Origin of the sequence: Chryseosolibacter indicum (assembly GCF_018598585.1) — a bacterium.
GTDB classification, from domain to species: domain Bacteria; phylum Bacteroidota; class Bacteroidia; order Cytophagales; family Cyclobacteriaceae; genus Chryseosolibacter; species Chryseosolibacter indicus.
Map to the genome: position 1 here is coordinate 200,432 of NZ_JAHESD010000001.1, position 6,745 is coordinate 207,176.

General features: G+C 38.5%; 7 protein-coding genes. 4 read left to right on the forward strand and 3 right to left on the reverse strand.

The features are described 5' to 3' along the window. Nucleotides 1–92 precede the first annotated feature (92 nt). From KK060_RS00805 to KK060_RS00815, 3 genes are read left to right on the forward strand one after another with little or no spacing between them, the layout of a single operon-like run. Entirely contained in the window at nucleotides 93–761 is a 669-nt protein-coding gene (locus KK060_RS00805) for a BON domain-containing protein (protein ID WP_254151497.1), read from the forward strand. A gap of 24 nt (nucleotides 762–785) precedes the next feature. Next, nucleotides 786–1,727, forward strand: coding sequence for an NADP-dependent oxidoreductase (locus KK060_RS00810; protein ID WP_254151498.1), 942 nt, complete (start codon nucleotides 786–788; stop codon nucleotides 1,725–1,727). Nucleotides 1,728–1,748: 21 nt separating this feature from the next. Beyond that, entirely contained in the window at nucleotides 1,749–2,414 is a 666-nt protein-coding gene (locus tag KK060_RS00815) for a phosphoribosyltransferase (protein WP_254151499.1), read from the forward strand. A 17-nt stretch (nucleotides 2,415–2,431) separates the two neighbouring features. Here KK060_RS00815 and KK060_RS00820 read toward each other — a convergent pair whose 3' ends face one another. Together KK060_RS00820 and KK060_RS00825 are read right to left on the reverse strand one after the other, a co-directional pair. Next, nucleotides 2,432–2,719, reverse strand: coding sequence for a hypothetical protein (locus KK060_RS00820; RefSeq protein ID WP_254151500.1), 288 nt, complete (start codon nucleotides 2,717–2,719; stop codon nucleotides 2,432–2,434). A gap of 24 nt (nucleotides 2,720–2,743) precedes the next feature. Next, nucleotides 2,744–3,016, reverse strand: coding sequence for a heavy-metal-associated domain-containing protein (locus KK060_RS00825; RefSeq protein WP_254151501.1), 273 nt, complete (start codon nucleotides 3,014–3,016; stop codon nucleotides 2,744–2,746). Nucleotides 3,017–3,535: 519 nt separating this feature from the next. Here KK060_RS00825 and KK060_RS00830 point away from each other — a divergent pair. Further along, nucleotides 3,536–6,037, forward strand: a complete 2,502-nt coding sequence (locus KK060_RS00830) for a glutaminase family protein (RefSeq protein ID WP_254151502.1) — start codon at nucleotides 3,536–3,538, stop codon at nucleotides 6,035–6,037. Between the two features lie 522 nt (nucleotides 6,038–6,559). Here KK060_RS00830 and KK060_RS00835 read toward each other — a convergent pair. Continuing rightward, a partial coding sequence (locus KK060_RS00835; protein ID WP_254151503.1) for a hypothetical protein occupies nucleotides 6,560–6,745 on the reverse strand: 186 nt, incomplete at its 5' end.

The window sequence follows — 6,745 nt, forward strand, 5'->3', positions numbered from 1 at the left end:
AAGTAAGCCGCGTTTTTCGCGGCTTCTTTTTTATTGGGATTTTGTGGTATTATTTTTTGGGTTCGTTAAGTAATATTTTTCATCAAGGTGTTATGAGGGACAGAACGGATAGAGATAGCGGCAGCGTTGGTAGCGATCAAGACAGTAAATACCCGGCTGATGGCCACAATGGGGGATACGGAAGTTTCCATCGGCGACGTCCGTACCGTTACGGCGAGGATCAAGGTTACAGTACCGGAAACTCTGCCGGGTATCCGGAAGGTGGTAATAAAGCCGATCCTGGAAACTATAGCAGTTATAGTACTTATAGCAGAGGTACTGACTATGGTCCTGGAGCCTATGGTCATAATAATTCTCCTGGTAACGATTATGGTTCTTTTGATTATAAAAATAATCCAGGGGCTGTAAGGTATAATGAGCATTCAAATCAATTTGATCCTCAGGATTATCCATCCTTTACAAATCAATTCAATCGATCAAATACTAAGACAGGATTACACAAAGGAAAGGGGCCTCGTGGATATACGCGTTCAGACGAAAGGGTACTGGAGGAAATTAATGAGCGTATTACGGAAGATCCATATATCGATGCACTTGAAGTAACGGTCGCAGTACAAGGGGGCGAAGTAATTTTAACTGGTAGTGTTAGTGATCGCGCTGAAAAGCGTAGGGCGGAAGACATAGCTGAATCGGTATCTGGTGTTACACATGTTGAGAACAGGCTAAGAGTAATTTCAGGTTCAGTTCGAAATGATAGTTAAAGATATTTAATTAAATGACTCTCTATGAAAGCAGTACTTGCACATGAATTTGGCGGGCCGGAAGTGTTGAAGGTTGAGGATATTGATAAACCTATACCTCATGAAAATGAAATCTTGATTGAAGTGCATGCTTCAAGTCTTAATCCTGTTGATGCAAAATCACTCGAGGAGAACTCCAGATACAAAGATAAGATCCACTTTCCTGTTATACCTGGTATGGACATAGCAGGAGTTGTTGAAATGGTTGGAGAAGGGGTTAATAATATTCAAAAGGGAGACAAAGTTTTTGGTCAGGCAGGTGTTCTGAGAAATGGCTCTGGTGCATTTGCAGAATATGCTGTTACATCTGAAGACGCAATTGCACTAATTCCTTCGAACATAAACTTTGCAGAGGCTGCAGCGCTGCCCTTGGCAGCAGCGAGTGCTTATCAGGCACTTGTTGAATATATGAATCTACAGCGGGGACAAAAATTACTTATACATGGAGGTTCAGGTGGTATTGGGTCTTTTGCTATTCAGTTAGCAAAGCATCTGGGTGCATATGTGGTATCCACAGCGTCAGGTGAGGGTATTGAGTTTGTAAAACATCAAGGAGCAGATGAGGTAATTGATTATAAGAATGGGGATTTCACCAGCTTGAGAGATTTTGACGCTGTTCTTGATACTATTGGTGGAGACACTTATAAGAAGTCATTTGGTATTTTAAAGAAGGGAGGAATTATCGTTTCAATGCTTTCTAAGCCCGATGAAGAATTGATGGAGAAATACCAGGTGAAGGCGATTCTTGAGATGACACGAATGGATCGTAAAGTCTTGTGGGTGATTGCAAGATTGGTGGAAGAGGGGGTTTTTAAAGTAAACATAGCAAAGAAATTTTCATTGGATGAAACTCCTAAAGCTTATAGAGCAAAAGATGAAGAAAAGATTTTAGGAAAAATAGTGATTGAAGTAGAACACCAGGAGTAGTAAAACATAGAAGCATTGGTCATGGCAGAAAGAAAAGTCTTTGTTGATAGGAGGGATGCAGGATTTGAAGTGGGAAAACTTCTTGAATCAAAGTATAAAGATCGAAATGCGTTGGTACTGGGTATACCTCGAGGCGGCGTAGTAGTAGCGTATGAAGTAGCGAATGTTTTGAATGGAGAACTCTCCGTAGTGGTAACAAAGAAGTTACCTCATCCACTTCAGAAAGAACTTGCGATAGGTGCCGCAGCAGAAGATGGTTCTGTTTTTATGACGTCTTATGGAAATGATATAAGTCTTGAAATAAAGCGAAAAGTGCTTGCAGAACAAATTAATGAAATCAAGAACAGAATACAACGATTTCGCAGGGGCAAACCGTTGTCAGAAATGAGAGACCGAATCGTTATTTTAGTTGATGATGGGATCGCTACTGGTTCTACAATTGTTCCGGCTATTAAATTATGCAAATCTAAAAAAGCTGCCAAAGTTATCGTAGCTGCTCCTGTTTCAGCGAAACACTATGTCTCGGAAATCAATTCACTGGCTGATGAAGTTGTGATAGCCGTTCAACCAAACAGTTTTCACGCAGTAGCACAAGTGTATGACGATTTTCATAATCTCAGTGACAAGGAGGTAATAGAACTTTTAGACAATTATGGGCGCAAGTCGATGAAGCAGTTTATCCATTAGCGAGTATATAGGAAATGTTATAATGGTAACTGTATTTTAACAGTATTGCTTTCGTTGCCTCTGTTATCATCTTCAAAAACCACTTTATATTCAATGTGCACCGGTTTTATAAAAGTTTCTGAGTCGACAAATGGTGCCCTTGCATTCTTTACAATTTGCAGCCAGTTATCATCATTAACTTTTCTGTAGATAGTAACATATTCAAGACATTCTTTTTTAAAGAAGAGTTTTCTGTCCTCACCAATCAATTCGATCTCCAGCTGATGTTGAGAGGTTAAGGGAAGTATAGTCTTAATTTCTGTCATAACTAGTTTCTTTGTGTGTCAACTTTATGCTATTGCCTCGTCGCTACCTTCGCGTTGGCCATAGGCTGGCCGCTCACCTACAAATTTGTATCCGACTTTGTTAACTGCAGCCTTTATGTTATCAATAGTTACTTTATGCGGGTCATATTCAACGGACACACTTGCAGAGCTTAAGTCAGCTTTTGCATGCTGTACACCATCAATGCTCCCAATAACTTTTGATATAGTTCTTTCGCAGCCCGCACATGTCATTCCTTCTATTAAATAAGATTCTTTTTTTGTTTTAACAGCTTCCATAAATAATTACGTTGTCTAATTACGGAGAAGATATCTAAAAACGTTCCCATGAAGACTAACTAATGTGCTTCGATCACTATTTTATCATTATAATTTTCTTACGGCAATTCAACAAGATTCACAGTTTGTTGTACTAACAGACATTAGTTACAAGTTATAAGGGCGCAGGATGAGACATATAGTTTAAATAACTATAAGCATGGCTTATTTAATATTAGGTTCTAATTGTTTCCGCTTATACCACTAGTAGACCAAGCGTGGAAAATAATTCCAAGACAGCGGTCTAAATTGTATTACTTCCTTCTCTTTTAGGAGGCATTGTTAACATTGACCACTTTTATTAAAATGTAGTTAGAAGTAATACTGGATATTATCTGTATAATTCTTTCGTAATAGTAGTGTTTTACTTTAGGTTCTGTTTAAATTTACCTCTCTGGAAAGGTGAGTGAAGAATGAAGAATGATATACGTTAAGCAAGAAACATTTAATTATTATATATAAACTTAACCAGCTATTCGAATGCATTTTAGAGAGCGCAAGAGAGTTATATACAGTATACTGTTATTAACTTTTTGTTTTTCAGTCGCAAGATCACAGCAAGTTACTTTACGCGCGCCTGCTTATCCGCTAGTTACAATAGATCCTTATACATCCGCGTGGGCTTTTTCCGACAATCTTTATGATGATGTTGTCAGACATTGGACTGGCAAGCCACATTCTCTTATTGGTGTCATTCGTGTGGATGGTACCAGTTATCGCTTTCTTGGAAAGGTAGAACCACCACTAAGTATGATCGCTCCAACTGCTGCGATAGAGAAGTGGTCTGGTAAATATACTTTTGAGAAGCCGGAAGATGGTTGGAATACTTTAAGCTATAACGATGCTAAATGGAAAACCGGAAGCGCTGCCTTTGGTACCAAAGATATGCCTTATTTAAAAACCAAGTGGGAAACAAAAGATATTTGGGTAAGAAGAGAAGTTTCGATAAGTAAGGAGAATATCGATGACGAACTCTATATTGAATATTCACATGATGATAATTTTGAGCTTTATGTGAATGGAGTAAAAATCGTTGACACTGGGTTTGCTTGGAAAAGCAATGTCAGGGTTTTGTTGCCTGAAGAAGCACGTAAAACCCTTCGCCCAGGAAAAAATATTATTGCTGCCCATTGCCATAACGCCAGGGGTGGTGCTTATGTAGATTTTGGGTTGTTCAAAAGAACACCCAATGTAGAACTGTTTGACAAGGCAGCCTCACAAAAATCAGTTTCCATTTCAGCGACACAAACATTCTATGAATTTGAGTGCGGTGATGTAGATCTCAAGGTGAAGTTTATATCACCACTACTACCTGATGATCTAAATCTTCTCTCTCGACCTGTAAACTATATCACATACGAAGTTGTATCTAAAGATAACAAATCGCATGATGTAGAGGTGTATTTTGAAGCACTGCCTGAATGGGCCGTACACTCACAGCAACAACCCGTAGAGGCGCAACAACTTGATGCGGGTAACCTGGTTCTTCTAAAAACGGGAACACGGGCACAAAATATCCTGGGAAGAAAAGGTGACGATGTGCGCATCGACTGGGGGTACTTCTATCTTGGCGGTGAGAAGTCACAAGAAAATACCTTTGCTATCGGCGACTACGCTATTAGAAATGATTTCGTGAAAAATGGAAGTGTAACCAGTAATGGAGGTGGAAAAGAAACACCTGTACTTAGTTATGTCCAAAAACTAGGCAAAGTTGATGATAAATCTAAAACCGGTAAGCTATTAATTGGTTATGACGACTTGTATTCTATTCAATATTTCGGAAAGAACCTTCAGGCTTGGTGGAAAGAGAACGGAAAGTACAACATCACTGATGCCTTTCAACAGGCATTGAAAGACTATAAAATGGTAACTGAGAAGTGCGCAGTATTTGACAACAACTTATTAAACGCAGCTACCAAGTCAGGTGGAAAAGAGTATGCAGCATTATGTGTGTTGGCTTTCCGTCAGGCAATAGCAGCACATAAACTTGTGAGAGGAAAAAATAATGAAGTGCTTTTTCTTTCTAAAGAGAATTTTAGTAACGGGTCAGTAGCTACTGTAGATGTAACATATCCATCTGCACCGCTATTTTTAATATACAATCCTACGCTATTAAAAGGAATGCTAAATCCTATTTTCTATTATAGCGAAAGTGGTAAATGGAAAAAACCTTTTCCTGCGCATGATGTAGGTACTTATCCCATAGCAAATGGCCAAACTTATGGAGAGGACATGCCTGTTGAAGAATCTGGTAATATGCTTATACTAACTGCGGCGATAGCAGTGGCAGAAGGTAATGCCAACTATGCTTCAGAGCATTGGAAGGTATTGACTGTATGGGCTGAGTACTTGCGCAGTAAAGGGTTTGATCCGGGAAATCAATTATGTACAGACGACTTTGCGGGCCATATTGCTCGTAATGCAAATCTTTCTGTTAAAGCAATTCTTGGGTTAGCTTCTTATGCCAGAGTTGCCGGTATGCTTGGAAAACAAGATGTTGAAAAAGAGTACCATGCACTCGCAAAAGAGATGGCTGAAAAATGGATAAATCTTGCCAAAGATGACGACCACTTCTCTCTTACTTTTGAAAATCCAGGTACGTGGAGTCAAAAATATAATCTTGTGTGGGATAAAATCCTGGAGTATGATATCTTCCCCAAATCCGTAGCACAAAAGGAAATAGACTATTATTTGACAAAGCAAAACAAATACGGCTTACCGTTAGATAGCCGTAGGTCTTATACTAAATCTGATTGGATTATTTGGACGGCAACACTGAGTGACGATGCTAAAACTTTTGAGAAGTTTATCTCGCCATTATACGATTATGTTACAGAGACTCCTTCACGCGGGCCGCTTAGTGATTGGCATGAGACCCTTGATGGTACAGTCATCAATTTTAGGGCTCGTTCAGTGGTTGGAGGTTACTTTATAAAATTATTAGCAGACCAGCCGCTGAATAAGTTAAGCGTCAATCCATAATTTTTATTGAATTCTATTAAAGCTAAGAAACTGATGTTTCTTAGCTTTTATTTTGTTCTTTATTGATTAAACAAAAGAAATAACAACATTTGAATGTTTAAGTAAAGAGTTTGTAGTAAGTCTCCGATTTGGCATTATTTCGTTTTTATGATTTATTAGGAAATCCTAAAAAATATTGATACGTAGTGCTTGCGTATTATCTTATTCTTAATACTTTTGCGTCCCTGATTTGCTGATGAACAAAATGCAGTCAGGAAAAGGAAGTTAAAATTATAGCAGTTTTGAACTGAAAAGCGAAAAAATTGTTTTTAACCTTCGGAAGCCAGTGGTAGATTGGTTTTGTACGTTTAGTGAATAAGTTAAAACTACACATGCTTTTTGAGCTTATCGGTGAGCTGAGTAGTTTGTAATTTAGCTCTCTTATGTAAGAGCTTCTTACCAGCCTTCACAGTTCCTGTGAATATTAATAGCTGAATTAGTAAAAGTTATATAATCCGGGAACGGATTTAAAACTTAATTGGTTTAGAATCCGGTGATTTGAAACTGGGGTTTGATTAAAACCACTATGATCTTGAAATGAGATCGAACGTTCTTTGAATGGATGATAATTGATAGCGGACCCCATGATATAGATATCATGGTTAAATTCTGAAAAGAAAAAGAAATCGGGAGCCACGAGATAGAATCGATAGAGGTTTTATCGGGAAA